Genomic DNA, 744 nt, shown 5'->3' on the forward strand with positions numbered 1-744 from the left:
ACGACGACAGGGCCGGCCCCCGGTTGGGGGTCGGCCCTGTCGTGGTTGGTGCTGTGGGGTGGGTCAGGAGGTGGTGTAGCCGCGGGTGGCGATCCAGTCGGCGAGGTTGTCGACGCTGATGCGGTAGGAGGCGGTGTTGGGGTCGGCGGAGTCGGCGATGGTCACGGTGTGGCCGTTGTCGCGGTAGCCGACGACGCTGATGTAGTGGCCGCCTTCGAAGGAGTGGGTGTTGCCGTCGGTGTCGACGGCGGTGCCGGCGATGTTGGCGACCACGGCCCGGCCGTCGTCGACGGTGCGGACGATGTCGGTGCGCAGCGTGTCGGTCTGGGTGTCGTCGGCCTTGGGGTTCTTGAGCTCGACGCTGTGGTAGACGTCCTTACCGGTTTCCTTGTTCAGGACGGGGGTGATGTCGTTGACGCTGTTGGTGCCGTTCTCGGTGGTGCCCATTTCCTTGGCCATGGCGTCGACGTTGATGTTCTTGCCCTGGACGGACAGGGCGTTGCGGGTGGCGGCGGGGCCGCAGTAGTAGAAGTTGGGCTGCGCCTCGTAGCGGACGTTGAGCTCGCGCTCGCCGTGCGGCTTGCGGTCGGTGTGTGCCTGCGTGGCGGGCTTGGCTTCGGCGGCGTGGGCGGCGATCGCGGGGCCGGCGATGCCACCGGCGGTGGCGGCGAGGCCGGCAGCGGTCAGGGCGGTCTTACGGATCAGATCGGTACGCATGTTGGCGTGCTCCTCTGCGTTGGGGGA

Annotated in this window: 1 protein-coding gene; it reads right to left on the reverse strand. The window is 68.5% G+C overall.

Annotation, left to right across the window (positions count from 1 at the left end; genetic code table 11):
- Positions 1-63: 63 nt before the first annotated feature.
- The gene (locus SLP03_RS31450) at positions 64-717 is read right to left on the reverse strand and encodes a C39 family peptidase (protein ID WP_319464267.1); all 654 of its coding nucleotides are present in this window, start codon (positions 715-717) and stop codon (positions 64-66) included.
- Positions 718-744: the final 27 nt, after the last annotated feature.

The sequence above is a fragment of the Micromonospora sp. RTP1Z1 genome (assembly GCF_033804685.1).
Classification (GTDB): domain Bacteria; phylum Actinomycetota; class Actinomycetes; order Mycobacteriales; family Micromonosporaceae; genus Micromonospora.

Excerpts from the sequence above, each read along its gene's own strand:
- SLP03_RS31450 (WP_319464267.1), bottom strand. The coding sequence starts at position 717 with ATGCGTACCGATCTGATCCGTAAGACCGCCCTGACCGCTGCCGGCCTC.